We start from the raw sequence: 23,000 nt of genomic DNA on the forward strand, positions 1-23,000 counted from the left end.
GGCCTCGGCTGGCGAGGGCCCCTCGAGGGGAGGTCGGCGACGGGCCGAGGGGAGAAACTAGCCCGGATTGCCGCGCCTTGGTCGAATGCCCCGAAACGGGGTTCTGCGACCGGTTCGCGGCCGAGCTGAATCGGCCTCTGGGTGACAGGAAGACGTCCGCCGAGTCGCGTGGGTTCGCGTCGTCAGGCTGCGGTCATGCAGCGTGGGCGAGCACTGGCCTACTGGACCTGGCCTCAGTCTCCCCCTCACGGGAGATGCCGGCTTATGCTACCACCAGGCCCGTGTCCCTGCGGACGGTCGCCGGCGATCGCGACCGGCGGCAACCTATCCTCCGCCGAGAGGGCACTTTCGCCCGTCCCCGAGCGTCCCTCCCCCAGATGTCCACGACGATCACGGCCGACCCGGCGAGCACCAGCCCCGCACGCACCGAGCGCTCCCAGCGCCCGCTCCGCACCGTTCTGGTCCAGACCTACCACCCCTACACCCAGTTCACCCACGTGCACCCGCTCGGGATCATGATGATCGCGGCGAATGCCCGGGAGCGGGGGCACAAGGACGTGCACCTGGTGGACATGAAGGTCGAGGACTGGACCCCGGAGCGCGCCTGCCAGGAGCTGGAGCGGCTGAAGCCGGACGTGGTCGGCCTCTCGGCCATGACCTACGAGGCCGGCTGCATGCACGAGCTGGCCAAGCTCGTCCGCGCGCGCCTGCCCAAGGCCGTGATCGTTTGCGGCGGCCCCCACCCCTCGGTGGCGGCGGACGACGTGATGGAGGACGCCTCGGTCGACTTCGTGGTGCGCGGCGAGGGCGAGGAGACCTTCGCCGAGCTGCTCGACGGCGTGGCAGACGGCCGCACCGACTGGTCCGGCTGCGCCGGCATCCACTGGCGCGACGCCGAGGGCAAGGCCGTGGCCGAGCCCGATCGCCCGCCGCCGGCCGACCTGGACGCCATGCCCTTCCCGGCCTGGGACCTGGTCCAGCACCCCAAGTACCACAAGGTGCCCCGCGGCGGCGTGATCTACGCCCACAAGGAGTTCGCGACGATGTTCTCGTCGCGCGCCTGCCCCTGGCGCTGCACCTACTGCCACAACTCCTACGGCAAGGCCTTCCGCGAGCGCTCGGCCGAGAACGTGCTCGAGGAGATGCGCCTTCTGGTCGAGGACTACGGCGTGCGCGAGTTCGTCTTCATGGACGACATCTTCAACTTCCGCCCCGAGCGGGCGAAGAAGATCGCGCGCGGCATCATCGACGCCAAGTGGAAGATCAAGCTGACCTTCCCCAACGGCTTCCGCGGCGACATCCTCGACGAGGAGCTGGTCGTGCTGCTGAAGGAGGCCGGGATGTACCGCTGCATGATCGCCGTGGAGTCGGCCGTGCCGCGCATCCAGAAGGTCATGAAGAAGAACCTGAAGATCGACAAGGTCCGCAAGATCGTCGAGTTCACCGCGCGCCAGGGGGTCATGACCCACGGCGCCTTCATGCTCGGCTTCCCCACCGAGACCGAGGAGGAGATGGAGGCCACCATCGAGTGGGCGGCCTCCAGCGCCTTCCACACCGCGGCCTTCTTCCGCGTGATCCCCTTCAAGGGCACCGAGCTCTTCAACCAGATCCAGCACGCTGGCTTCGACCTGCCGACGGATTGGAGCAAGTACGAGCCCTACCAGAGCCAGATCAACCTCTCCGAAGTGGAAGAGGACGAGATCTACAAGCTCCGCAAGAAGGCCTACCGGCGCTTCTACTGGAACCCCAGGCGCCTGTTCTCGATCTTCAGGTTGATCCCGAACAAGACCAACATGCTGCCGTTCCTGACGCTGCTGTTCGCGCGTCGGGCCTACGCGCGCTGAGTTGATAGACCGCTTCCTCCGACGACAGCCGAGGAATAGGCCCTCCGCCGCAGGGCACAGGGCGCCCCTGCTACCGAAGCAGGCCCAAGTCCTCGACCTTCGCCTCGAAGCCCTCTAGGTACTCCGGTGCCAACCGGAACGTCCATTCTCCGACTTCGCACCGAACTTGCAGGACAAGGCCGTCGTTTCGAAGCCGATCGAGTTGCCCTTCGTCCACGGCAAACCGAATCCACTGCTCGTCATTCCACGGCCCGGACGAAGGCAGCTCCTCTGACTCATCGAAGAGCTGGATCTCAACCCCGCTCTCCGAGTAACTCGCGGCCTGCAACTCGACTTCAGCACGGTTGTCGGGATCCACGGAGGCAAATAGGCGCAGTGCCATGCCGCCGTAGCTCCAAGCTGGAGCCTTCACGCCCAGATAGGTTCGGTAGTCGTTCTCGTCCGTGTTTGGGATCCCCGTGGACTTGCGCTCCACAAGCGTCGCATCGCGCCAGATGTTGATACCGACTCGCTCGGGGACCGCATCCAATTCTTGAAGACGGTGGGCATTGACTTGCCCTTGAATGAAATTGCCGGCAACGCACGACGAGAGCAGGGCAAGGCTCGCCATGCAACAAAGGCTTCTCCACTGGGTTGGATTTTCCATCGCGGTCCGATCGTAACGCCTGCCGCATCAGACGCCCTCTACCATCTGGCTGAGGTCGCACGAGCGTCGGCCACGGCGAGGTAGCCTCCAGCGCCTTCCACACCGCGGCCTTCTTCCGCGTGATCCCCTTCAAGGGCACCGAGCTCTTCAACCAGATCCAACACGCCGGCTTCGACCTGCCGACGGACTGGAGCAAGTACGAGCCCTACCAGAGCCAGATCAACCTCTCCGAAGTGGAAGAGGACGAGATCTACAAGCTCCGCAAGAAGGCCTACCGGCGCTTCTACTGCAACCCGCGGCGGCTGATCTCGATCTTCAGGTTGATCCCGAACAAGACCAACATGCTGCCGTTCCTAACGCTGCTGTTCGCGCGTCGGGCTTACGCGCGCTGAAGGGCTGGGGGGCCAAACGGGCGGGAGGACCCGAGGGTCGCCTGCCGCGCGCAGATCGAGAGGGACCCCGGGGGCAGCCGCCCCGGGGTCCCTCTGCCGTTGGGCGCGCCGGTTCGAGGCCCGAGGGCGTCGATTTCCTCGGGTTTCTCGATCAGGCGCGCCGCCCCGCGCGTGTATCCGGGCACGCCGCGACTCGGCGCCGCCCCGTCCACCGCCACCACCCGACCCCGTTCGAAACATGCCCCTCACCCCGCGCACCCTGGCCCTCGTCGGGCTGATGCTCCTCGGATCGATATTCACTGGCACCGCCCGGGCCCAAGGCCTGGTCAACGGGGGCTCGGTGGCCGGCTCGATCGACTTCGCCGGGGACCAGGACTCCTGGACCTTCTCCGCCGCCGCCGGTCAGGGCTTCCAGGTCCGGGTGACGGACCTGGCCGTGTCGGCGCTGAGGCCGCGCGTGGCCCTCTACGCGCCCGGGGGGGCCCTGGTCACCACGGTCTCCGGCTCGACTGTCGCGGCCCTGAGCCTGATCGCCGGCTCCACCGGGACCTACACGATCGTGATCGACGACTCGTCGCAGGGGTCCGACCAAACTGGACCCTACGCGGTGCACTTCACGCGGGCCCCGGGAGCGAATGAGCTGGGCAGCCTGCCGAACGGCGGGTCCTTGGCCAGCTCGATCGAGTTGGGCGACCTGGACTCGTTCACCTTCTCGATCGTGGCGGGCCAGAGCTTCCAGCTGCGGGTGGCCGACACCGGCTTCGGCGCCTTCACGCCGCGGATCGACATCTACGACCCCATCGGCGCCTACTTCACCGGCGCCTCGGGCAGCACGGTGGCGGCGATCAGCGGGGCGGCGCCGGCCACGGGGACCTACACGGTCGTCCTCTCGGACGTGAGCCAGGGCAACGACGCCGCCGGGGACTACGAGGTGCACTTCGTCCGCACGCCCGGGGCCAATGAAGGTGGAACCCTCCCCAACGCCGGGATGCTCTCCGGCAACATCAGCCTGGGCGACCTCGACTCGTACACCTTCGAGGCCGTCGCCGGACAGAACTTCAAGTTGCGCGTCGCCGATACGGCCTTCGGTGCCTTCACCCCCAGGATCGACATCTACGATTCGATCGGTGCCCACATCCTGGGGGCCTCAGGCTCCACCGTCGCGGTCGTGAACGCCGTGGCGCCCTCGACCGGGACCTTCACGGCGGTGATTACCGACGTGAGCCAGGGCAACGACGCTGCCGGCCCCTACGACCTGCACTTTATCCGCCTGTCGGAGGCCGACGAGCACGGCCCGCTGGTCAACGGCGGCGCCCTCGCCGAGTCGATCGAGATCGGTGACCTCGACTCCTACACCTTCGCGATCACCGCCGGGCAGAGCTTCGAGCTGCGCGTCGCGGACCTGGATCTGGGCGGCTTCACGCCCAGGATCGACGTCTTCGACCCCGTGGGGGCCTACTTCATGGGTGCCTCGGGCTCGTCCGTGGCGGTGGTTGGCGGGGTGGCGACGTCGACCGGAACCTACACCGTGGTGCTGTCGGACGTCAGCCTCGGCAACGATGCGACCGGGGCCTACGAGGTTCACTTCGCCCGCGTGCCGGGTGCGAACGAGGGCGGCTCGCTGCCGAACGGGGGCCTCGTCCCCGGGATCCTGAGCCTGGGCGACCTGGACTCGTTCACCTTCGACGTCAACGCGGGGCAGAGCTACCAACTGCGCGCGGTGGATACGGCGATCGGTGGCCTCAGTCCGCGGATCAACGTCTACGACCCGGTCGGGGCCTACGTCGGCGGAGCCTCGGGCTCGACCGTCGCGGCGGTCAGCGCCGTCGCCACGTCGACCGGAACCTACACCGTCGTGCTCTCCGACGTCAGCCTGGGGAGCGACGCGGCGGGGACCTATGCGCTGCACTTCGTGCGCGTGCCCGGCGCCAACGAGGGCGGCCTGCTGCTCGACGGCGTCTCCAAGTCGGAGACGATCAGCCTGGGTGACCTGGACTCCTACACATTCGCGGCGACGGCGACCGAGATGGCCCAGATCGTGGTCACCGACCTGGCCGCCGGGGGACTCAGCCCGCGCGTCGACCTGTACGGCCCTATCGGCGAGTACATCACGGGGGCGTCGGGCTCGACCCAGGCGGTGCTCTCCTACACGATCGTGACCGGCGGCGTGCACACGGTCGTGGTGTCGGACGTCAGCCTCGGCAACGACGCCGGAGGCGACTACACGATCGTGCTCTCCGGGTCGGGCGCCGCGCCCGGCTCCACGAGCAACACGATCCTGCCGCCCGCGCTGCCGACCGACCCGATCCTGGCGGACAACGGCGGCGGCCAGGGCTTCGGCCCGCTCGTGGGCGACCCGTCGCAGCCGTTCAACTTCGCCCTCGACTGCAGCGGGGCGAGCCAGCCCTCGATCTACCTGATGGAGTGCCGCACCGGCTCCCTGGCGACGCCGCTGCCGAGCCCCTTCGGCCTGCTGTACCTCGATGGTGCGACGATTCTCTCCGCGAGCGGCCTGCACGCCCAAGGCATCGTCGAGTGGTTCCCGGCCCCGGTGGGCCTGGCCCTGCCGAATGACGCGGCCCTGATCGGCCTGAGCTACACCGCCCAGGGATTCGTCGGCGGCTACGGCGCCTCCGGGCGCCTGAGCAACGCGATCGTGCAGACGATCGGCGGCTGAGTGAGCGCCCGGGGCACCGCGCCCCGCCGCCACGCGCCGACTTTCTCGGGGATTCGCGGGGTGCGCGGCCCGCCGCTTCCGCTTGACACCTCGCTCCCCCCTGGCCCGCCCCCCCCTGGCCCGCCCCCCGAAGGGCCAGTTCCTCCAATCGTCCAACTCCACGACCCGACCATGCCCCTCTCCGTCCGCACTCTGGCCCTGGCGGCCCTGTTCTTGTTCTCCCCCCTGTTCTGCCGCGCAGCCTCTGGTCAGAGCCTGGTCAACGGCGGCTCCGTGGCGGGCTCGATCGCTCCGCTCGATGACGAGGACACCTGGACCTTCTCGGCCTCGGTCGGGGAGGGCTTCCAGGTCCGCATGACCGACGTCGCCGTGGGCAGCCTCTTCCCTCGGATGCGTCTGTTCGATCCTTCGGGCACGCTGATCAGCACCAGCTCGAGCCCCACGGTCGTCTCGATCAGCGCCACCGCGGCGGTTTCGGGGACCTACTCGGTCGTCGTGGACGACGTCTCGTCGGTCGGCTCGACCGGCGGCTACACGATCGACTTCGTGCGAGCACCCGGCGCGGACGAGCTAGGCGCCCTGCCCAGCGGCGGCATGGTCTCGGGCACGATCGACCTGGGCGACATCGACTCCTACACCTTCACGATCGAGGCCGGCCAGAACTACGAGGTGCGCGTGGCGGACGCGGGGGTGACCGACCTCTTTCCCCAGCTGACCCTCTACGGGCCCTCCGGCTCCGTCGTGAAGAGCGGCTCGAGTCCGACGGTCGTGAGCCTCTCCGGTGCCGCGCCGGTCACGGGCACCTACACCCTGGTGCTCACCGACGTCAGCTCCGGCCTCGATGCGGCCGGCGCCTACGACCTGCACTTCGTGCGCTTGCCCGACGCGGATGAGCTGGGCGCCCTGCCCAACGGCGACTCGGTCAGCGGAGTCATCGGCCTGGGCGACATCGACTCCTACACGGTCGCGCTCTTCTCCGGCGAGAGCTACCAGCTGCGACTGGTGGACAGCGCGGTCAGCGACTTCTACCCCCAGATGCGGTTCTACGACCCCTTCGGGCAGCTCGTCGCGTCGCCCTCGAGCCCCACCGTCGTCAACCTGGCCGGCAAGGCCGCGTACACGGGCACCTACACGGTCGTCGTGACCGACGTCAGCAGCGGACTCGACGCGGCCGGGAACTACGACCTGCATTACGCCCGGGTACCCGGGGTGAACGAGGGCGGGCCGCTGCTCAATGGCGGAGCCCTCTTCGGCACCCTCGATCTGGGCGACATCGACAGCTTCACCTTCTCGATCGTCGCCGGTCAGAACTTCCGCATCCGCCTGGTCGACTTGGCGGTCAGCGACCTGTTCCCGAACATGACGCTGTTCGACCCCGACGGCAAGCAGGTGGCCCAGGACTCGGGCGCGACCGTGGCGGACATCAACGCGGTCGCCACCAAGTCCGGCACCTACACGCTGCTCGTGACCGACGTCAGCTCGGGCCTCGACGCCACGGGCGACTATGCAGTGCACTTCGTGCGCACGCCGGACGCCGACGAGCTCGGCTCCCTGGCCAACGGCGACGTCGTGACCAACAGCCTGAGCCTGGGCGACATCGACTCCTTCAGCTTCCAGTTGGTCGGCGGCGAGTCGTTCCAGATCAGGCTGGTCGATCCGGCCCAGGGCGGCTTGTTCCCCCTGGCAACGATCTACGACCCTTTCGGCGACTACGTGGGACAGGCGTCGGCCGCGACGGTCGCGGCCTTCAACAGCGTGGCGCAGTACTCGGGGACCTATACCCTGGTGGTCACCGACATCAGCTCCGGACTCGACGCCAGTGGCGCCTATCAGGTGCAGTACGCCCGCATGCCCGGTGCCAACGAGGGCGGATCATTGATCGACGGTGTCGTGGTGAACGACAACATCGCTCTGGGCGACCTGGACTCGTACACCTTCAACGCGGTCGCGGGCGAGAGCTCGACGATCACCGTGACCGACACGACGACTTCGGACCTGTTCCCGATCGTCTACCTGTACGGCCCCTTGGGGCAGTTCATCACCTCGGCCTCGAACGCGAACGTCGCCTCCCTGGCCTTCACCGTGGCCCAGGACGGGCTGCACACGATCGTCGTGGCCGACACGAGCTCGGGACTCGACGCCTCGGCGCCCTACTCGATCGTGATCGACGGTTCGGGCGCGCCGCCGGTGTTGGTGCCGAACACGCTGCTCGCGCCGCAGTTCCCCACGGACCCGGTCCTGGCGGACATCGGCGGCTCGGCCGGCTTCGGGCCGCGCATCGGCGACCCGACGGAGCCGTTCAACTTCTCGCTGGACTGCTCGGGCGCCGACTCGCCGTCCATCTGGCTGATGCAGGCGCTCTCGTCGGGGTTGTCGACGCCCTTGCCGACGGAGTTCGGGTTCCTCTACATCGCCGGTGCGCCGGTCCTGACCACGGCGGGGATCCACGCCCAGACGGTGATCGAGTGGTTCCCGACGCCGGCGGGCTTGGCGATCCCCAATGACCCGGTGCTGGTCGGGCTGGACTACACGGTGCAGGGCTGGGTCGGAGGTTTTGGAGCTTCCGGGCGCTTGAGCAACGCGATCAGCCAGGCGATCGGGGGCTGAGGCTCGCGGGACGTACGGTGCCGGTGGGACGTACGGTGCCGGCATCGTACGTCCCAACGGCACCGTACGTCCCACCGCACCGGACGTCCTCAGATCGTGAGCACGAGCTTGCCCCGGGCTCGTCCGGCCTCGAGCCAGGCCATGGCCTCGGAGGCTCGCTCCAGGGGGAAGGTCCGCTCAACCGCGGGCGTGACCTTCCCGGCGTCGATCAGATCGCGCAGCACCAACAGGTCCTCGCGGCGCTCGCTCGAGATGAACGTGCGCAGCTCCTGACTCACGAACCGCGACAGCGCCATCGCACGCAACTGCCGGTCCGTTCCGCCGATCCAGCGGTCGCCCTGCTCGCCGCCGACGATCACCAAGGTCCCGCGCGGCGTGAGCACCCGCCGCAGCGCGCCTAGGCTCCGATTGCCGGCGATGTCGATCACGAGGTCGTAGCGCACGCCACCGGTCGAGATGTCCTCGGTCGTGTAGTCGATCACGTGGTCGGCGCCGAGGGAGCGCACCAGGTCCACCTTGGCCGTGCTGCAGACGCCAGTCACGTGGGCGCCGAAGGCCTTCGCGAGCTGCACGGCGAAGCTGCCCACACCCCCGGACGCGCCGATGACGAGCACGCGCTGACCCGCCTGCACCTCGCCCACGTCGCGCAGGGCATGCAGCGCGGCGCAGGCGGACACGGGCACGGCGGCGGCCTGCTCGAAGCTCAGCCGAGCCGGCTTCGGCGCCAGCCGGTCCGCCTTCACCACGGCGAACTCGGCGTAGGATCCGTCCGTCGCGCCGAAGACCTCGTCGCCGGGGGCGAGACCGGTCACGCCGGCGCCCACGGCCTCGACGACCCCGGCCAGGTCCATGCCGGGCACAGGGTTCTTGGGCCGGCGCAGCCCGAAGCCAAGCCGGACCAGGTAGGGCAGGCCGGCCATCAGGTGCCAGACGCCCCGGTCCAAGCCCGCCGCCCGCACCCGGACGAGGACCTCGCCCTCGCGGGCGGTGGGCCGCTCGATCTCTCGTAGCTCCAACACCTCCGCCGCGCCGTAGCGGTCCTGGACCACCGCTCGCATCGTTTCGCCCGTCCTGGGCGCCTGGGTCGCGTTCATCTGGCTGTCTCCGGGACTGCGGTGAGGCTCTGGGCCCGCGTCCCACGCCTCACCGTCAAAACTTACGGCGTAAGCTAGGCGTACACCGTAAGCCTGTCAAGGCTAGGATCCGTCTGACCCATGCCCGACGCCTCCCCCACCGACGCCGCGCCCCGCGTTCCCCTGAGCCGCGAGCGCGTGCTCCAGGCCGCCATCGCCATTGCGGATGCAAACGGTCTCGGAGCCCTCTCCATGCGGAAGCTGGCCCAGGGCCTGGGGGTCGAGGCCATGTCCCTCTACAACCACGTGCAGAACAAGGGCGACCTCCTGGACGGCATGGTCGACCTGGTCGTGGCCGAGATCGAGTTGCCAGAGCCCGGCGCCGACTGGCGCGCGGCCATGCGCCGCCGCGCGATCTCCGCCCACTCGGCCCTGGTCCGCCATCGGTGGGCCACCAGCCTGATCGTGTCGCGGATCAACGTCGGCTCGGCCATGCTGCGCTACGTGGACGCGACCCTGGGCTGCCTGCGCGGGGCCGGCTTCTCACCCGCCATGGCCGACCACGCCTGGAACGCCATCGACAACCACGTCTACGGCTTCACCCTGCAGGAGTTGAACTTCCCGTTCGAGCCGGGGGAGTACGCCGAGGCAGCCGCCAACTACGTCGAGATGATCCCCGCCGATCAGTTCCCACACCTGTTCGAGCTGACCGCGGAGGTCATGTCCGGACGGCACGACGGGGTGCACGACTTCGAGTTCGGGCTCGGACTGCTCCTCGACGGCCTCGAGCTGCTGCGGGCGCAGGCTTGATCGTCGTCGACAGTGACTAGGCGCCGGGCTTGCGGCCAGAGACCAGGTAGCACACCGCCCCGCCGGCCGACGCGCAGGTGCCGGCAGCCACCGCCGCCGCGCCGGCGGCAACCCGCGACAGGGCCAGGGACCACAGGTGTTCGAACTCAGGCACGCTGCCGCCGCCCGCCAGGAAGAAGCGCCGCGAATCGTCCCGACTCCAGATCCAACGCTGCGCGCTGTCCGACTCGCCCGCCTCGGTGGCCAGGGCGCGCTGCTCGCCCGAGACATAGGGCGGCACGAGGGCGCTGGCCTTGTCGTTCATGAAGACCTGCACGTCGACCAGCCCCTGGGCGGCGAAGAGCCCCGGGGCCAGCTCGCCGGCCGCGTTGTCGCCCTCGCCCAGCGCCGCCTTGCCGCGCTCGCACAAGAGCTGGAAGCCGACCATCGCCAGGGTCTCGTCCAGCGGGATCTCGAGCGAGGCTTGGTTCAACAGCAGCGCGCTGGCCAGGTTGTTGGGCTCCGCCACGGCGACGAGCCCGCCCGGCTTCGCGACCCGCACCATCTCCGCCACCGCCGCGCCCGCATCGGGCGCGTGGATCAGCACCGTCTGGCAGGTCACCAGATCGAAGCAACCGTCCGGGAAGGGCAGGGCCTCGATGTCGCCCTCCAGGTAGCGGAAGCGATCGCCGAGCCCGCTCTCCGCCGCGATCTGCGTGGCCTCGGCCACCCAACGGGGCTCGCGCTCCAGGCCCGTGATGCGAGCCTCCGCGGGCAGGGCGCCCGCCAGCACGCGCCCCCAGTGCCCGACGCCACTGCCCACGTCCAGAACCTCGCGCACGCCCTCGAGGCCCCAACGCCGGCCCATGAGCTGCACGAAGTCCGCGTTCCACCAGTAGTCGCGGGTCTCGCCGAAGTACGCGGCGGAGTGGGGAGAATCCCCATCTTGGTCGTCAGCCATGGTCAGGCTCGAGCGCTCGCAACTTCGACGCGGACCTCGAGGCCCGCAGGCTAGGCCCGCAGGTCCTCGAAGACCCTGGCGTGGGCGTGGGCGTAGGTCGACAGCAAGCGCCAGATGTCGTCGCTGAACTCGCCGTCCAGCGCCTCGATCCGCTCGCCGACCGGACCGGCGAGCAGCTCGCAGCGCCGATCCGAATCCGTCTGGGGATCCGCGAAGTCGAACAGCGCGGTCGCGGCGTCGATGGCCTGCGCCTCCCGTGCCGCGCCGATGTTGCGATAGGCATCGGAGAGCAAGGAGTAGGGCGGCTGCCCCGGCCAATCGGCCTCGAACAAGTAGCGCAAACCGCCGTTGTCGATCACGCCCTGGGCGGCGTAGACGATCGCGATCGTGCGCAGGGGGTCTTGCAGGTCGCGGGGGTCGCCACCGGCGTCAGCGAGCCGCTCGAAGGCGACTTCGGATGCGAGTTCGAGGAGTTCGTCGCTCATGGCTTCGTCGTGCATGGCCTCGTCGGCGAGGGCCGCGAGCAGAGGATAGCGGGAGCCGAGCCGAGTGTCCGACCCTCTCCGAGCCAGGAGGGAACCGCTTCGAGAGACGGGGGAACCGCCGTTCCGAGCGGAACCCAGGGTCCGGCGGCGGGTTCCTCCGACTCGCCTCGAGTCCGTTCGCCGACATCCCGCCCCGCCATGAATCCGCTCCGAAGCCTCCTGCTGCTCGCCTGCCTCGCCGCCCCGCTGCCCACTCGAACGGCCGCCGCCCAGGAGCGCCCGTCGGGCATCTACTGCAGTTGCGGGGTGACCAATGCCGCCGGGGGCAGTTCCGACACCCCCACCATCGCCGCGCGGCCCTTCGTCGACGGGATCCTGGTGCGGGTGCCCTGGTCGGACCTGGAGCCGTCGCCGGGCGTCTACGATTGGAGCTTGATCGAGGACCAAGTCACCAAGGTCGCGTCCCACGGCAAGCGGATCGCCCTGGGCATCGTGCAGGGCGACGGGGGCACGCCAGCTTGGCTGGCGGGGCTCGGCGCGCAGATGGTGATCTACACCTTCAGCGGCAACGTCCGCACCATCGCGGTGCCGTGGGACGCGGTCTACGTCGCGCGCTGGACGAGTTTCGTAGCCGCCCTGGGAGCCAAGTTCAAGGACGAGGCCACCATCGACCTGGTCCACGCAACCCACGCCACCCACAACGGCTTCGAGATGCAGTTGCCCTTCGGCGAGCAGCAGCAGTACTTGGGCCTGGGCTACACCGACGAGCTCTACGCCCAGTCGTGGACCGCGGTCCTCGACGCCTTCGCGGCCGCCTTCCCGAAAGCGTGGATCGACGTGGACGTCCATCCGATCTGGGGCAGCGACGCCGTCGCAGCGGCGGTACTCGACCACGGCCTGGCGACCATCGGCGATCGCTTCGGGGCGTTCGGAGCCTGGTGGAGCGAGAAGAACGCCCTCGAGGTCTACACGGGGATGTACGCCCTGTTCCTGGCAACGGCCCTGCAGAGCTTCACCACGGTCCAGAACGTGGGTAGCTGGATCACGACGCCGGAGCGCTAGTGGGGCGAGTCAAAGATTCGACTAATAAGTTGCAAGTTTCGGGCAAGTCGGGCTCGGCCGCGCCGATGGTTGCATCATGACGACCAAGATGGGACGGCCGAAGGCGAAGCTCGTGTTGTCCGAGCAGGAGCGCGCGGAGTTGAATCGGCTGGTTCGGCGTCGCTCGACGCCTGCGGCAGTGGCGGAGCGGGCGCGCGCCATCCTTCGCTGTGCGAAGGGGCTGGACAATACCGATGTCGCCGACGAGTTGGGGCTGCACTTTCAGACCGTTGGTCGCTGGCGTCGCCGATTCGTGAAGGAGCGTCTGGACGCGCTGTACGACGAGCCTCGGATTGGACGGCCGAGGAGCGTCTCAGATGACGATGTCGCCCGCGTCGTGGACATGACGCTCCACCGTAAGCCGAAAACCGGGACCCACTGGAGCTCCCGCCAAGTCGCGAACGAGCTCGGATTGTCTCAGAGCGCTGTGGCGCGGATCTGGAAGGCCTTCAGCCTTCGTCCAGACCGCAGCGAGTCCTTCTCCTTGTCCCGCGACCCTCAGTTCGTCGAGAAGGTCCGGGACATCGTGGGACTGTACATGAGCCCTCCGGACAATGCGCTCGTGCTCTGCGTCGACGAGAAGTCCCAGATGCAGGCACTGGATCGCACTCAGCCCCTGCTGCCGATGACGCCGACGCACCCGGAGCGACGCTCGAATACCTACGTGCGCCACGGGACGACGTCGCTGTTCGCAGCGCTCGACATCGCCACGGGGCGAGTCATCGGCAAGTGCTTCCGTCGACACAGGTCGAAGGAGTTCCTGAAGTTCCTGGGCGAGATCGAGCAGTCCGTGCCCAAGGAGCTGGACGTCCACCTCGTGATGGACAACTACGCCACGCACAAGACGCCAGCCGTGAAGCGGTGGCTGCTACGCCGACCCCGATTTCACGTGCACTTCACGCCGACGACGTCGTCCTGGCTCAACCTCGTCGAGAGCTGGTTCTCGATCGTCTCCCGGCGAGTGACTGAGCGCGGCGTCCATCGAAGTACGGCTGCGCTCGAGAAGGACGTGAGGGCGTTCATCGATGCCCACAACGACGAGCCGAAGCCGTACGTCTGGACCAAGACCGCAGACCAGATCCTCGCCAGCCTCCGCCGCTACTGCGACACAGCGAACGCCACTCGTTCCCGGCAAACAAATGAGTCGAAGCTTTGACTCACCCCACTAGTGTCCTGGATCAGAAATTCGGCGTCACTGCCCGGAGGTCCGATCGATGCTGGCTAGGCGCGCGGACGACGCGTATCCGCTGCGATACTCGGAGGAGGCGCTGGCGACGCCAGCGGCGATCGGAGCCCGGGAAGTGACGCCGAATTTCTGATCCAGGACACTAGAACTTCGACCTGGCCAAGTACGACGCCTCCTTCGACTTGGCCCTCGACGTAGGCGTGCGCTACGCCGAGGTCTGGAACCAGGATCTGCTCGCACCCGAGCTGGAGGCGTTCCTGACCGCGAAGGGCGCGGAACTGAACTGCAACGGCTGGTCGATGCACTACGGCGCGGGCACGCCCGGGAGCGGCGGTCTGACGCCGAGCCTCGACGTGACGGGCTGCCCGAGCCCCGGGAGCACGGCCACGCTGACCCTCGTCGGTGGACCCGCGAGTGCCCTCGGCTGGCTCGGCATCGGCACCCTGTGCGACGAGTTGTCACTGTTCTCCGGGAGCCTCTGGATCGGCCCCCTGAGTGGCATCGTCGCGTTCCCCTTGCAGCTCACGGCCGAGGGCTCCTGGTCCATCGCCTGGCAGATTCCGCCGGCTAGCGCCTTGACCGTCAGCGCACCGACCGTCACGACCCAGGCCCTGCTACTCGACAACAGGGCGATCGGCGGCGTCGCGCTGTCGAACGCGCTCGAGATCCGCGTGCAGTAGCGCCGAGTCGGACGTCCGACCCGCCCCCCCGCGATCGCCCGTACTCGGCGGCTACGCTCGCTCGCCCTCGAGGGCGGCGACCTTCTTCTTCAGCTCCGCAATCTCGGCCCGCTCTCGAGTCTGGGCCTGTCGCCTGCGGTTCTCGAGCGCGCGGATCGTCTTCGGCGACTTGTAGGCCACGAGCAGATACGCGATCGCCACCGGCCAGATGAGCAGCGAAGCGACGAACCAGCCCCACTGTCTCGTTCTGGCTGCATTGGTCAGCGCGATGACCACAACGACAAGGCTGCCCAACCAGAACCCAGAACCGATCAACTCGCCCAAGGCGACACGCCTCCTCTGATATTCGCTGCGGCTGCCGCGGGACCTCTTTGACGCCTCGGCAATAGGTACTGCGGCCAGAGTATCAGGTCTGCCGCAAGCTCGAAAGGCCGGGTCTAGCCACGGCGCAGGGGTCCTCGAGAGCGAGTAGCCGAGTACCGGACCGTCCCGCGGAGCCTCACCGCCGAAGTGCGATTCGGGACCAGGGTTCGAGGGGCAGCAGGCGCGAATCCTCCAGCGCCGCCGTGCGATGGCCAATCCCCGCGAGGTACGCCTGGTCGGAGGTGAAGGCCATGAAGGCCTCGGTGCTGGACTGCTCGACCAGCATGGCGGCATCCCAGCGCTCGTTTGCAGGACCGATCAAGAAAGCCCCGCCCCGGCCGAAGAACAGCAGCTTGCCGCCGGAGCGCTCGAGGTGCGGAAGGGTGTGCTCCATGTAGAGGCGGTAGGCCTCTTCACCGCTGATCGGCGCGGGTGGTCCAAGTTCGGGTGAAGCCGAGTAGTCCGCCACTTCGCGGTAGCGGAGCAGATTCAGCATCACGACTGGCCCGCTGATACCGCGCATGAAGAAGCCACGGCCGGATGCTTGGGTGGGTTCGAGGTAGGCAGTCATGTCTGGGGAGGCTGCTTCGCGCGGCCAGGCTCGATCCAAGGTGTGATGGGCGCGGATCCTGATGCTCGATGAGGGCTAACCCTCCAAGTGGTCCTTCAGAACCTGGAACAACCCTTCGTTGGCCGGGATGAAGAACTCCATCAAGTCGCGGTAGGCCTGGGAGTCCCGGTAGCCGACTCCGTAGGAGAGAATCTTCGTCCGGTCGTCGCCCTTGGGCTCGAAGACGATCACGTTCATCAAGTTGCCCGCGTCCTGTTTCATCACCTCGGGCCAGCGATCCTCGACCTCCGCGCGAAGGGTCAAGAGCCGCTCGGGGACGTAGTTCACGATGTGGATCACGTTCGTCCCGGGGTCGCCGATCGCAGCCCCCTCGCCGTAATGCGTGCGAACCGTCCCGCCCGCGCGCAGGTCGATCTCGACCGCCGGAGCCGCCCATGCCCGCCAGCCGTCTTCGGTTGAGTAGGCCTTCCAAACCTCGCCGACAGGCGCTTCGAGGAGGACCTCCTGCAGGAGCACCAGGTCTCCGGCAGCGGCTTCGATCAATCGGCTCTGGATCGGAGCGTGCGACAACTCCGCGGTCGGCGGACCGCCGGCGTGGCAGGAGGTCAGCGCAGCCAGGAGAATGATCCGTTCGATACCCATGCGGGCTCCCTGTGATGGTCTAGGTGAAAGCGGCGACGCCCTCGTCGCCCGTTGTTCGAGAGCAGACTAGTGTCCTGATCCACGTCAGGGGCGCGCCGCGATCGATCTCCGCAGTCCCGACGACAAGCGACCAACCTGGCCTGCACTAGCGATAGGGCGTGCCGTCCTTGTGGAAGAAGCGCCAACCGCCGTCGATCAGTCGCGCTTCCAGATCATCGTCCGGATAGGAAGCGCCGTCACCAGGGGTGCGGTCGCCAACCTCCAGGTAGACGACGTCCTCCTGCGATTCGTTGGTGAGGCAGTGCCCGTCCCCGGTGCCGGCCTTGAAGCCGGCACACATCCCCGGCACGAGCTCGCGCTGCCCCTGGTCTGTGTGCAGGGTCGGTCGCCCCTGCAGCACGTAGACCAACTCGTCCTGCCGGGTGTGCGCGTGGCGCAAGGCCGAGCGCCCGCCCGGTGCGAGTCGCACGAGGTTCACCCCGAAGTTGGTGAGCCCGAAGACCTCACCGAGTTGACGCTTCTCGCGACCGACGATCTGGGCTGCGAAGGGTTCTGGATACACGGAGGGCTTGGTGCGAGGCGGGACTTCGGAGGCGACGACGGCCACTGAACTCTGCGGCGTGGACATTGGTTTCGAATCTCGGTTGGTCGGCACGCCCAGCGAGCACGGTCTCGCCAGAACGGTCTTTCGAGCTGAGGCAGCAGCGTGTTCGGCCGCTCACTTCGAGCCCTCCGCGGCTCTGGCACCGTAACCTCGAGGCTCCGCGTGGTCGGCCAACACGCTGGCGATCGTGCTCCAGGCCTGGCCACCCTCCCAGGCGTTGGTCTCCGCCAGGCCCGCCGCCACGATCAGGGCCTTCCACAGGACCCAACCGCGACCGCGCTCCCAGGTAGCCCGATCGAGCGGCAGGGCGTCTCGCAGGGTCCTGCAACCCTCCACGCCCAAGAAGGTCCAGGCCGGCACCAGATCGCAGGCGGGATCGCCGACGCACGTCGCGCCGAGATCGATCACTCCACCGAGTTTCCCGGACTCGACCGGAAGGTTGCCGACAGCCATGCCCCCGTGGACCCGGCCGGGTGCGTGTCCCCAATGCGAAGACAGCGCCATTGCCCAGACCTCCGACACGGCTGCAGCCTTCAGCCGATGGCTGAGGACCTCGACGTCCTCACGAAACTGCGCGTCGTAGCAGGCCAGGTCGCCGCCGCGGTGGAAGTTTCGAGGACCCGCCGGGGGTCCGTTGTTGGCGGGGATGGAGGGCAGAGCGCGGAGGAATCCGGCGAGGTCGAGCGCGAAGCCGGTCGGACTTGCGATGCGCTCGGGGAGCACCGTCTCCCCCACGACCCAGTGGTAGACCTACCAACTCCAGGGATACTCGCCCTGCGGGACACCTGTGCCCAGCGGCTGGGGGATGGGAAGTGGTAGGCCTCGCACCAACACGGGCAGCCAGCGTTGCTCGGCATCGATCTGTGCCGCGCGGGCCCGCGCCCGTGTCAGGCGGACGACCTTGTCGTCGCCGAGCCGGAAGGTGACGTTGCTCCAGCCGCCCCGAACGACGGGCCGGACCTCGAGCCGCGCCCATAGGGGAAACTGCGTACGAATAGAGTCCCGCGCGAGCTCGACGTCGACCTGCGTCGTCAGTGGGCCGCGTCGGGTGCACCGAGCTCGCCGGGTTCCATCGCTGCAAGGTCGTCAGCGACGGCGTAGCCAGGCTCGGCAACCGCGCCACGGCACGAGCCGACCTCGGTCGAAGGTTCGGAGCACGGTCCGACCTCACGCCGCGACGCCGAACAGGGCACCCACGGCGAAGGTGATCGCCATGGCGAGCGCGCCCCAGAAGGTCACTCGCGCGGCCGCCGCTCCCAGGGGCGCGCCGCCGGCCCGTGCCGAGAGGGAACCGAGCAGAGCCAAGAAGAGCAGCGAGCTGCTGGCCACCGCCCACACGAGGGCGCCGGCGGGAAACAGCACCGCCACCAACAGCGGGAGCGCCGCCCCAGCCGAGAAGGTCCCGGCCGAGGCGAAGGCTGCCTGGACCGGCCTGGCGGCGAGGGACTCCGAGATGCCCAGCTCGTCCCGGGCGTGAGCGCCCAGGGCGTCGTGGGCCATGAGTTGCTCCGCCACCTCGGCGGCGAGCTTCGGATCCAGCCCACGCTTCACGTAGATCTCGGTGAGCTCCGCGAACTCGTGCTCGGGGTCGGTGGTGAGCTCCTCCCGCTCGCGCGCCAGGTCGGCCAGTTCGGTGTCGGCCTGGGAGCTGACCGATACGTACTCCCCGGCGGCCATCGACATGGCCCCGGCCACCAGGCCCGCGACGCCAGCAATCAGAACGCCCTGGGACCCCACCCCGGATGCAGCGACACCCAAGACCAAACTCGAGGTCGAGACGATGCCGTCATTCGCGCCGAGCACCGACGCTCGAAGCCAACCGATCCGATGGGTACGGTGACCTTCAATGTGTTTCACGGCGCCGATTGTGGGCGCCCCTGTGGCGCGGCGCCATCAAACCTTTCAACCGCAGCAGCCAATCGCTCGTGCGCTGAACTCCTAGGTATCCGCGAAGGCCACGACCCTCGGCGTCCATCAGTCAGGAAGAGCCCAGACGGCCAACTCGTTACCGCAGGGATCGAGGAAGTGGAAGCGGCGCCCGCCGGGGAAGTCGAATGGCTCGACGACGATCTCCCCGCCCCCGGCGCGCACGCCCGCGAGGCTCTGCTCGAGGTCCTCCGAGAAGAGCACCAACAGGGGCCCACCCCGCGTGACCTGTTCCTCCAGCCGCAGGCCCCCGGCCTCGCCCCCGGGCTTCTTGATCCCGGCGTAGCCGGGCCCGTACTGGTTGAACTCCCAACCGAAGGCGGTGGCGTAGAAGCGCTGAGCCTCGTCCATGTCGCTCACCGGAAGTTCCAAGTAGTCGATCGAGTGGTGCAGGTGCGGGGCTTGGTTCGGGGCGTCTTCAGACATGGATGACCTTCCCTTGTGCGGTCCGTTCGATCGATGGTCCGGAACGGGCTCAATCCGCCGGATCGGGAACCAGCCGCGTCAGGCGACCGGCCACGTTCCAGTCCATGACGTAGATCTCGCCTCCGGACGCGATGCGGGCGCAGTGGGGCGCGATGAAGGCGCCCTCGCGCCAGTGGTCGGGGGTCACGTCGAACTGAGCGCGCTCGGACTCGACGGGATTGTCACCCAGGTGGCAGATCAGGTTGAGGTCGCGGTCCAGCAGGGTCACTCGGCCGGCGAGATCGGCGACGACGCCGACGTCTCCCTCGAACTGCAAGTGGCACGGGCGCCGCAGGAGTCCCGAGTCGGGGTCGGTGCAGCCGATGTACTCGCCGGTCGTGGAGAAGCGCGCGATGCGGCTGTGCCCGCGGTCGGCGACCAGGAGCGTCGTGCGACCGTCGCGCGTCTCGATCCACAGGCCGTGAGGCGTGCCCAGCTGCTCGGGCCTCTTGCCGCGGCCTCCGAAGCTGTCGAGGTAGTTGCCCTCGGCGTCGTAGCGGTGGATCCACGACAGCCCGTAACCATCGGCGACGAAGATCGTCCCGTCCGGCGCCACGGCGACGCTGGTCGGCTTGTAACTGCCCGGGTCCGGGTACAGGCCCGCCTCGGCCGGCGGCGGCGGGATCGTCATCAGGACCTCCCCGCCCAGCGTGGTCTTGATCACCTCCTGCCGCGCGGTGTGCGCCAACCAGAGCACCTCGCCGCGCACGCGCCCCTCTTTGGAGACGATCATCTCGCGGTCGGGCACCCAGTCGACGCCGATCGAGAGGCCGTGCAAGCCCGCGCCCCACTCCTCGCCGAAGGAGTCGACGAGGGCGCCGTCCGCGTCGAAGACCAGCACGGCCGCGCCCTCCTCCGCGCTCAGGTACACGCGCCCAGCGCGGTCGACGACGATGCAGCCGTGGGTGCTGCCGAGCCACTCGCGCCCCTCGGGCAGCTGCAGCCAGCGCGACTCCCAGCGATAGCGATGCGCGCCCTCGCCAACGTAGACGGGCTCGTCGGAGTACACCGCGGGTGCGAAGCGCGGCTCCTGGCCATCGGCCGGATGGTGGTGGTGCCCGGCCCCGTCGTGGGGGTCGTGGGCGGCGGCGAGCAGGAGCGGGACGCACAGGAGCTGCAGCGGAGTCATGGGACCGCGAGTCTAGCCCCAGCGCGCCCATCGCTCGCAGCGCAGTAGGATGCCCCGGTGAAGCCGCTCCACCTGCTGTGTGCCCTGGCCCTGTCCGCGATGACCACGGCGCCCCCATGGGCGCAGAACCCCGCCGACGGCCTGCGCGCGGCGCAGGTCGAGGAGCGCCTGGCCGCGATCGGCAACCTGGAGGAGCTGGGGCACGAGAACGCCGAGGACCTGCTGCTGAGCGTCCTGGACGACGACGATTGGGAGGTCGTGGAGCGCGCGGCCCAGGCCCTGGGTCGGCGCGGGGGCAAGGACTCGATCAAGGTCCTCGCGGGCCTGGCCGTGGACGCCCCCCTGCGTCGCGTGCGCCATGCGGCGGCCCGCTCGCTGGTCAAGATCGACCCCGAACAGGGTCTCGAGCGCCTGCTCAAGGCGGTCAAGGGCAAGCGCATCGTCGAGGCCGCCGAGGCCCTGGCGGCCGGAATGGAAGCACTCGAGGGCGAGGCCGAGCTGGGCAAGACGTCCAAGCTGCTCGAGAACGACGAGGGGGACGTGCGCGCCGCCCTGGCCCGAGCCGAGCTGCTGGTCGATCCCTCGCCGGCCCACTTCGCCGATCTGCTCGCCCGCGACGACGTGCGCGTGCGCGCGGCCGCTCTCGAGACCCTGCGCGGACGCGCGACGGTGGCGCATCTCGAGCCTGTGGCGAAGCTGCTCGCGGGCGGCGACGTCACCGACGTGGTCGCGCGCCGAGCCGTGGCGCTGATGGCAGACCTGGCCACCGATACGGGCGCCCGGCCGCACCTCGACGCCCTGCCGCCCGCGCGCGCCGCCGAGGTCGCGGCGCTGATCCTCTACGAGCCCCTCGAGGCCTCGCGCCAGAAGCTGGCCCGCGAGCTGGCCGAGCGCGCCGCGGCCGCGGACGACACCGGCGCCCGCGCCCTCTCGATCGTGGCCTTCGAACGCCTGGGCGAGAGCGAGGGCGAGCGCCTGAAGTCCCTCGCGGTCGACGACGAGCCGCGCGTGCGCCTGCGCGCAGCCCAAGCCCTGGGTCGCGTGGACGCCCTGGCCCACCGCGCCTTCCTGGTGGAGCGCTTGGTCGCCGAGCCCGACGCGGGCGTGCGTCGCGAGCTCGCGACGACGCTGGGGCGACGCACCTTGGCGGTCGTGCTGCCGGCCCTGGTCACGGCCCTCGACGACGCCGACTGGGGCGTGGGCGCCTGCGCCGCCGTGTCGATCGGCAAGCTGGCAACCGTGGCCTCGGTCGAGCCGCTGCAGCGCATTCGCAACGAGCACGAGGACTGGCGCCTGCGCGCCGCGGCCACGGTCGGCCTGGGCCTGATCCACGAGCCCGCCGCGATCCCGCCCCTGATCGCCGCCCTCGAGGACGACGACTCGATCGTCGCGCTCTGCGCCCACGAGGCCCTGCGGCGCTTGACCAAGCGCATCGACGTCGAGGCCACGCGCGAGGCGTGGCAGGCCTGGTACGACGACGGCGGCAGCGCCATGCGCTTCACCCACCCCGAGGACGACGCGGAACGCCGCGCGAAGTACGGCTACGGCGTGCCCTACGGCGAAATCTACCGCGGCCTCGACGTGGTCGTGCTCGAGAGCCGCGCCGACCACATCCAAGAGCTGCTCGAGCGTCAACACATCGCCTACCGCTTGACCCAGTCCTCGCGCGTGCGCCGCGATGGCCTGCACCCGGACGCGATCTTCGTGGCCAACTGCACCGGCGAGATCGAGGCCGGCGACGCAGAGCTGCTCGAGTGGTACGTGCTGTGCGGCGGCCAGCTCTTCGGCTCCTGTTGGGCCCTGACCGAGACCGTCGCGCGAGTCTTCCCCGGCGTGATCGCCAAGGTCGACACGCGCTCGGAAGTGCTCGACGACGTGGAGTCCTTCCCGTGCTCCGACGACAGCCCCTTCCTGAAGGGCGTGTTCCCCGGCGACACGCGGCCGATCTACCACCTGGAGGGCGCCCACCTGATCCGGGTCCTCGCGCCCGAGCGCGCCGAGGTGTTGATCGACAGCCCCGACGCCGCCGACGTGTGGGGCGAGGGCAACCTGGCGGCCTGGTTCCGGGTCGGCCACGGGGTCGTCCTGGACTCCTCCAACCACTTCGACCTGCAGGGCCTGGCCGTGGCGCCGGGCGTGTCGAAGCCCGACCAGCGCCGCGCCTACGCCGTGGACCACATGGGCATCGACTACGCGCGCCTGCGCGACCTCGACGCCTCCGGCGAGGACGTGTGGAAGAACGCCGCCCGCGCCGCCCGCGAGGTGCCCGACCTGTCGGCCTTCCGCTTCGTGACCAACTTCGTGGCCGCCCGACGCTCTGGCGACCTCTGATCCGCCCGGCTGATCCGACCCGCAACCGACCCGACCCGAGACGATGTTCGACATCGAAGCCCTCGACCCCGCCAGCCGCTCCCTGGCCCACGAGCTCCTGCGCCACCACCCCGAACTCAAGGGGCACGCGCGCATCGAACAGCGCCCCGGTCGCGACGAGGCCTACTTGATCCTGACCATCCCGGCGGCCGTCGAGGGCGAGCCGGCGATGGTCGTCGACAGCGGCGACCCCGAGCGGGTGCTGGTCCAGTGGGGCCGCTGGAGCCAGGAGTTCACCGCGCCGCGCGGAGGCGGACGCTCGAGCGAGCTGGCCGAAGCGATCAGCCTGGTCGAGGACCTCTTGGCCGACACGGTCACGATCTGGACCCTCGAGGTCGATGGCCGCTGGCGCGGCGCCGGCGTGCTCTACGACGAGTTCGACGAGCGGCGGCTGCTCTCGGGTCTGAAGCCCGGCTCGCGCCTCGAGCTACGCACCTGGTCCGGCGGACGCATCGACGTGATCGAGCGCTGAGGGCGCGGGGACCCGTC

General features: G+C 69.1%; 21 protein-coding genes and 1 pseudogene. 10 read left to right on the forward strand and 12 right to left on the reverse strand.

The window, feature by feature from the left end:
* The first annotated feature begins 377 nt into the window (after positions 1-377).
* A complete protein-coding gene (locus Pla133_RS21495) occupies positions 378-1,844 on the forward strand; it encodes a B12-binding domain-containing radical SAM protein (RefSeq protein WP_419191820.1) in 1,467 nt (488 codons plus the stop codon).
* A gap of 70 nt (positions 1,845-1,914) precedes the next feature.
* Here Pla133_RS21495 and Pla133_RS21500 read toward each other — a convergent pair whose 3' ends face one another.
* Positions 1,915-2,454 carry a hypothetical protein gene (locus Pla133_RS21500; RefSeq protein ID WP_145069110.1) on the reverse strand — a complete coding sequence of 180 codons (540 nt, stop codon included), beginning with the start codon at positions 2,452-2,454 and terminating at the stop codon, positions 1,915-1,917.
* A gap of 155 nt (positions 2,455-2,609) precedes the next feature.
* Here Pla133_RS21500 and Pla133_RS21505 point away from each other — a divergent pair, with 155 nt between their 5' ends.
* From Pla133_RS21505 to Pla133_RS21515, 3 genes are all read left to right on the forward strand, one after another.
* Positions 2,610-2,882 carry a hypothetical protein gene (locus tag Pla133_RS21505; RefSeq protein ID WP_145069112.1) on the forward strand — a complete coding sequence of 91 codons (273 nt, stop codon included), beginning with the start codon at positions 2,610-2,612 and terminating at the stop codon, positions 2,880-2,882.
* A gap of 238 nt (positions 2,883-3,120) precedes the next feature.
* Positions 3,121-5,559 carry a hypothetical protein gene (locus Pla133_RS21510; protein WP_145069114.1) on the forward strand — a complete coding sequence of 813 codons (2,439 nt, stop codon included), beginning with the start codon at positions 3,121-3,123 and terminating at the stop codon, positions 5,557-5,559.
* Between the two features lie 171 nt (positions 5,560-5,730).
* Positions 5,731-8,166 carry a hypothetical protein gene (locus Pla133_RS21515; protein ID WP_145069116.1) on the forward strand — a complete coding sequence of 812 codons (2,436 nt, stop codon included), beginning with the start codon at positions 5,731-5,733 and terminating at the stop codon, positions 8,164-8,166.
* Between the two features lie 89 nt (positions 8,167-8,255).
* Here the strand turns inward: Pla133_RS21515 and Pla133_RS21520 are convergent, their stop codons facing one another.
* Positions 8,256-9,224: an NAD(P)-dependent alcohol dehydrogenase gene (locus tag Pla133_RS21520; RefSeq protein WP_145071026.1), complete on the reverse strand. Its 969-nt coding sequence runs from the start codon at positions 9,222-9,224 to the stop codon at positions 8,256-8,258.
* Positions 9,225-9,380: 156 nt separating this feature from the next.
* On the opposite strand from Pla133_RS21520, the gene Pla133_RS21525 reads away from it, so the two are divergent.
* Positions 9,381-10,049 carry a TetR/AcrR family transcriptional regulator gene (locus tag Pla133_RS21525; RefSeq protein ID WP_145069119.1) on the forward strand — a complete coding sequence of 223 codons (669 nt, stop codon included), beginning with the start codon at positions 9,381-9,383 and terminating at the stop codon, positions 10,047-10,049.
* Between the two features lie 16 nt (positions 10,050-10,065).
* Here Pla133_RS21525 and Pla133_RS21530 read toward each other — a convergent pair whose 3' ends face one another.
* Positions 10,066-10,989 (reverse strand): class I SAM-dependent methyltransferase, encoded by a 924-nt coding sequence (locus tag Pla133_RS21530; protein WP_145069121.1) that lies wholly within the window; start codon positions 10,987-10,989, stop codon positions 10,066-10,068.
* Between the two features lie 50 nt (positions 10,990-11,039).
* Positions 11,040-11,474, reverse strand: coding sequence for a DMP19 family protein (locus tag Pla133_RS21535; protein WP_419191821.1), 435 nt, complete (start codon positions 11,472-11,474; stop codon positions 11,040-11,042).
* A gap of 198 nt (positions 11,475-11,672) precedes the next feature.
* On the opposite strand from Pla133_RS21535, the gene Pla133_RS21540 reads away from it, so the two are divergent.
* From Pla133_RS21540 to Pla133_RS21550, 3 genes are all read left to right on the forward strand, one after another.
* Entirely contained in the window at positions 11,673-12,536 is an 864-nt protein-coding gene (locus Pla133_RS21540) for a beta-galactosidase (protein WP_145069126.1), read from the forward strand.
* Between the two features lie 88 nt (positions 12,537-12,624).
* Positions 12,625-13,731, forward strand: a complete 1,107-nt coding sequence (locus Pla133_RS21545; RefSeq protein WP_145071014.1) for an IS630 family transposase — start codon at positions 12,625-12,627, stop codon at positions 13,729-13,731.
* A 212-nt stretch (positions 13,732-13,943) separates the two neighbouring features.
* Positions 13,944-14,441, forward strand: a complete 498-nt coding sequence (locus Pla133_RS21550) for a hypothetical protein (protein ID WP_145069128.1) — start codon at positions 13,944-13,946, stop codon at positions 14,439-14,441.
* Between the two features lie 51 nt (positions 14,442-14,492).
* On the opposite strand, the gene Pla133_RS21555 is transcribed toward Pla133_RS21550, so the two are convergent.
* The 8 genes and pseudogenes from Pla133_RS21555 to Pla133_RS21590 form a co-directional block, all read right to left on the reverse strand.
* Positions 14,493-14,765: a hypothetical protein gene (locus Pla133_RS21555; protein ID WP_145069129.1), complete on the reverse strand. Its 273-nt coding sequence runs from the start codon at positions 14,763-14,765 to the stop codon at positions 14,493-14,495.
* A 175-nt stretch (positions 14,766-14,940) separates the two neighbouring features.
* Positions 14,941-15,375 carry a DUF1330 domain-containing protein gene (locus Pla133_RS21560; protein ID WP_145069131.1) on the reverse strand — a complete coding sequence of 145 codons (435 nt, stop codon included), beginning with the start codon at positions 15,373-15,375 and terminating at the stop codon, positions 14,941-14,943.
* Between the two features lie 75 nt (positions 15,376-15,450).
* The gene (locus Pla133_RS21565; protein ID WP_145069133.1) at positions 15,451-16,017 is read right to left on the reverse strand and encodes an SRPBCC family protein; all 567 of its coding nucleotides are present in this window, start codon (positions 16,015-16,017) and stop codon (positions 15,451-15,453) included.
* 145 nt (positions 16,018-16,162) lie between these two features.
* The gene (locus tag Pla133_RS21570) at positions 16,163-16,645 is read right to left on the reverse strand and encodes a cupin domain-containing protein (RefSeq protein ID WP_145069135.1); all 483 of its coding nucleotides are present in this window, start codon (positions 16,643-16,645) and stop codon (positions 16,163-16,165) included.
* A 90-nt stretch (positions 16,646-16,735) separates the two neighbouring features.
* Positions 16,736-17,656 (reverse strand): annotated as a pseudogene (locus Pla133_RS21575) (aminoglycoside phosphotransferase family protein).
* Positions 17,657-17,788: 132 nt separating this feature from the next.
* Complete coding sequence (locus tag Pla133_RS21580) at positions 17,789-18,478, reverse strand: VIT1/CCC1 transporter family protein (protein ID WP_145069138.1); 690 nt, start codon at positions 18,476-18,478, stop codon at positions 17,789-17,791.
* Positions 18,479-18,595: 117 nt separating this feature from the next.
* Positions 18,596-18,973: a VOC family protein gene (locus Pla133_RS21585; RefSeq protein WP_145069140.1), complete on the reverse strand. Its 378-nt coding sequence runs from the start codon at positions 18,971-18,973 to the stop codon at positions 18,596-18,598.
* Positions 18,974-19,022: 49 nt separating this feature from the next.
* Complete coding sequence (locus Pla133_RS21590; protein WP_145069142.1) at positions 19,023-20,141, reverse strand: NHL repeat-containing protein; 1,119 nt, start codon at positions 20,139-20,141, stop codon at positions 19,023-19,025.
* A 57-nt stretch (positions 20,142-20,198) separates the two neighbouring features.
* Here Pla133_RS21590 and Pla133_RS21595 point away from each other — a divergent pair, with 57 nt between their 5' ends.
* On the forward strand, positions 20,199-22,472 hold the full coding sequence (locus Pla133_RS21595; protein ID WP_145069144.1) for a HEAT repeat domain-containing protein: 2,274 nt from the start codon (positions 20,199-20,201) through the stop codon (positions 22,470-22,472).
* Between the two features lie 43 nt (positions 22,473-22,515).
* Positions 22,516-22,983, forward strand: a complete 468-nt coding sequence (locus tag Pla133_RS21600; protein ID WP_145069146.1) for a hypothetical protein — start codon at positions 22,516-22,518, stop codon at positions 22,981-22,983.
* Positions 22,984-23,000: the final 17 nt, after the last annotated feature.

Origin of the sequence: Engelhardtia mirabilis (genome assembly GCF_007748095.1) — a bacterium.
Lineage (GTDB): Bacteria > Planctomycetota > UBA1135 > UBA1135.

Bases quoted from the DNA above. Each gene is read 5' to 3' on its own strand.
- Pla133_RS21495 (WP_419191820.1), top strand. From the start codon at position 378: ATGTCCACGACGATCACGGCCGACCCGGCGAGCACCAGCCCCGCACGC.
- Pla133_RS21500 (WP_145069110.1), bottom strand. From the start codon at position 2,454: ATGGCGAGCCTTGCCCTGCTCTCGTCGTGCGTTGCCGGCAATTTCATT.
- Pla133_RS21510 (WP_145069114.1), top strand. From the start codon at position 3,121: ATGCCCCTCACCCCGCGCACCCTGGCCCTCGTCGGGCTGATGCTCCTC.
- Pla133_RS21515 (WP_145069116.1), top strand. From the start codon at position 5,731: ATGCCCCTCTCCGTCCGCACTCTGGCCCTGGCGGCCCTGTTCTTGTTC.
- Pla133_RS21520 (WP_145071026.1), bottom strand. From the start codon at position 9,224: ATGCGAGCGGTGGTCCAGGACCGCTACGGCGCGGCGGAGGTGTTGGAG.
- Pla133_RS21525 (WP_145069119.1), top strand. From the start codon at position 9,381: ATGCCCGACGCCTCCCCCACCGACGCCGCGCCCCGCGTTCCCCTGAGC.
- Pla133_RS21530 (WP_145069121.1), bottom strand. From the start codon at position 10,989: ATGGCTGACGACCAAGATGGGGATTCTCCCCACTCCGCCGCGTACTTC.
- Pla133_RS21535 (WP_419191821.1), bottom strand. From the start codon at position 11,474: ATGAGCGACGAACTCCTCGAACTCGCATCCGAAGTCGCCTTCGAGCGG.
- Pla133_RS21540 (WP_145069126.1), top strand. From the start codon at position 11,673: ATGAATCCGCTCCGAAGCCTCCTGCTGCTCGCCTGCCTCGCCGCCCCG.
- Pla133_RS21545 (WP_145071014.1), top strand. From the start codon at position 12,625: ATGGGACGGCCGAAGGCGAAGCTCGTGTTGTCCGAGCAGGAGCGCGCG.
- Pla133_RS21560 (WP_145069131.1), bottom strand. From the start codon at position 15,375: ATGACTGCCTACCTCGAACCCACCCAAGCATCCGGCCGTGGCTTCTTC.
- Pla133_RS21565 (WP_145069133.1), bottom strand. From the start codon at position 16,017: ATGGGTATCGAACGGATCATTCTCCTGGCTGCGCTGACCTCCTGCCAC.
- Pla133_RS21570 (WP_145069135.1), bottom strand. From the start codon at position 16,645: ATGTCCACGCCGCAGAGTTCAGTGGCCGTCGTCGCCTCCGAAGTCCCG.
- Pla133_RS21585 (WP_145069140.1), bottom strand. From the start codon at position 18,973: ATGTCTGAAGACGCCCCGAACCAAGCCCCGCACCTGCACCACTCGATC.
- Pla133_RS21590 (WP_145069142.1), bottom strand. From the start codon at position 20,141: ATGACTCCGCTGCAGCTCCTGTGCGTCCCGCTCCTGCTCGCCGCCGCC.
- Pla133_RS21600 (WP_145069146.1), top strand. From the start codon at position 22,516: ATGTTCGACATCGAAGCCCTCGACCCCGCCAGCCGCTCCCTGGCCCAC.